The organism is Pseudomonas sp. NPDC087639, from assembly GCF_044743385.1.
Taxonomy (GTDB): domain Bacteria; phylum Pseudomonadota; class Gammaproteobacteria; order Pseudomonadales; family Pseudomonadaceae; genus Aquipseudomonas.
Genome location: NZ_JBIUWI010000166.1, coordinates 1 through 2154 on the forward strand (window position 1 = coordinate 1; position 2154 = coordinate 2154).

At 60.1% G+C, this 2154-nt stretch carries 3 protein-coding genes; all 3 read right to left on the minus strand.

Annotated features, from left to right (window positions below; all coding sequences use genetic code 11):
• Positions 1–520 precede the first annotated feature (520 nt).
• Positions 521–1474 (minus strand): cytochrome-c oxidase, cbb3-type subunit III, encoded by a 954-nt coding sequence (gene ccoP / locus ACIOVB_RS27540; protein WP_401272277.1) that lies wholly within the window; start codon positions 1472–1474, stop codon positions 521–523.
• Entirely contained in the window at positions 1471–1668 is a 198-nt protein-coding gene (locus tag ACIOVB_RS27545) for a cbb3-type cytochrome oxidase subunit 3 (protein WP_401272278.1), read from the minus strand. The genes ccoP and ACIOVB_RS27545 overlap by 4 nt, the downstream gene beginning before the upstream one ends.
• Positions 1669–1673: 5 nt before the next feature.
• On the minus strand, positions 1674–2154 hold a 481-nt coding region (ccoO, locus tag ACIOVB_RS27550; protein ID WP_401272279.1), incomplete at its 5' end, for a cytochrome-c oxidase, cbb3-type subunit II.

A 2154-nucleotide genomic window follows, 5' to 3' on the forward strand; every position in this document is an offset into this window, starting at 1 on the left:
TTATAGTTATAAGCAGTCGGACTGATTGCTGTGCTCATTCTAAGGTTCCACGGTTTGGGTGTTTTATTAGGATTAGAATCGGCCGCAAGTATGCAGAGAGCAGGGGGTCATTGCAACGCGCCATGACCTGGGTCAATGCTTTCCAGCGCTGATTCTGCGGCCTTTCCATGCGCCGCGTAAGGTCAAAATTGGCCTCGGACAAAATGTCGCAGCGGACGAAAAAAGCGAGGGGTTCAGATCGCGCGTAACGGGGTGTGTTCAAACGGCCTGTTCGGGTGACGGACGGCAAATGGCACGACAGCCGGTATCTGCCGGCCTTTGCGGCCACGTCAGTCAGCCGGTTCGAAGAACACAGCGGTTAGCGTTGACCTGGAACCGGCACGAGCCAGTCCGCATCGACCAAGCGTAGACCCGAATCCGGGGAACCGAAAGGAGAGGGTGTAAAGGGGTGCGACAATGCGTCGCAAAGGGGTGGGGATCTGCCGCACCGAGAATGGTGCGGCAGAGGTGTGTGCAATGATTACTTTTTATTGTCTTCAGTAATCAGGTTATCTGTATTCAATCCATGGCTAAGGCTGTACACATAAGCTGCCAGCAATTGCACTTTATCGTTGCCCAGCAGTTCGTTCTGCGCCGGCATGTGCCCCTGACGACCATGGCGGATGGTCTGTTCAAGCTGGGTCAGGCTGGTGCCGTAGATGAATCCGGCCGGGTGCGTCAGGTTCGGCGCCCCCATGGCTTCAGTGCCGTGGCCGGTTGCCCCGTGGCAGGCGACGCACGTGGTGTTGAACGCCTGCTGCCCGGCTTGCAGATCTGCCTTGCTGTCGGCTGGCAATGGCAAACCGGCCAGTTCGTGACGCACGTAAGCGGCGACGTTCTTTACCCCAGCCTCGCCGAGCACTTCGCCCCAGGCGGGCATGGCCGCCATCCGGCCACCCATGATGGTGGTCTTGATGGTGTCGGCATCGCCGCCCCAGCGCCAGTCGCTGTCGGCCAGGTTAGGGAAACCGAATGCACCCTTGGCGTCCGAGCCGTGGCACACCGAACAGTTTGAGGCGAACAAGCGGCCACCCATTTTCAGCGCCTGTGGGTCCTTCGCTACTTCTTCCACTGGCATGGCGGCAAATTTGGCGAAGATCGGGCCGAATTTGGCGTCAGCCTTGTTCATCTCCTTTTCCCACTCATGCACGCCGGTCCAGCCATCCTCGTAGCCGGGCAGGATGCCTTTCCAGTTACCCAGGCCCGGATACAGAATCAGATAGCCCACGGAAAACACCAGCGTGCCGGCGAACAGCATGAACCACCACTGCGGCAGCGGGTTGTCGTATTCCTCGATGCCGTCGAAGCTGTGGCCCATGGTCTGGTCGACGCTGCCCTTGGTCTCGCCCCGGCGTGTGCCGATCAGCAGCCACGTCAGGCCGATCAGGCTGCCGATGGTCAGTACGCAGATCCACGTACTCCAGAAGGTGGTCATGGCCGGGTACTCCTTGGTTCAGATGCTGGGGGGGTGTCGGGTTGCGGCTCGTCGGCGAACGGCAGCAGGCGTGCTTCGGCAAATTCCGGATTGCGCTTGCCGTTGAACACCCAAAGCGTCAGGCCGACGAAGGCGACAAACACCACGACCGTGCCGAGGCCGCGAATCAGGCCTGCACTCATTTCAATGACCATCGTGCTCACCTCTTGCTCTTGATCGCAGTGCCGAGCACTTGCAGGTAGGAGACGAGGGCATCCATTTCGGTCTTGCCCTTGAGGCTGGCCACCGCACTGCTGATGTCGTCGTCGGTGTACGGCACGCCGAGGGTGCGCATGGTTTTGAGCTTGGTTTCGGTATGGCTGCTGTCGACCGCTTGCGTGACCAGCCATGGATAGGCCGGCATTTTCGATTCGGGCACAACGTTGCGCGGGTTGTACAAGTGCGCACGGTGCCAGTCATCCGAGTAACGCGCGCCAACCCGGGCAAGGTCCGGACCGGTACGTTTCGAACCCCACAGGAACGGGTGATCCCACACGCTTTCACCGGCCACCGAGTAGTGCCCGTAGCGTTCGGTTTCGGCGCGGAACGGCCGGATCATCTGCGAGTGGCAACCGACGCAGCCTTCGCGGATGTAGATGTCTCGGCCTTCCAGTTGCAGAGCGGTGTAGGGATTCATGCCA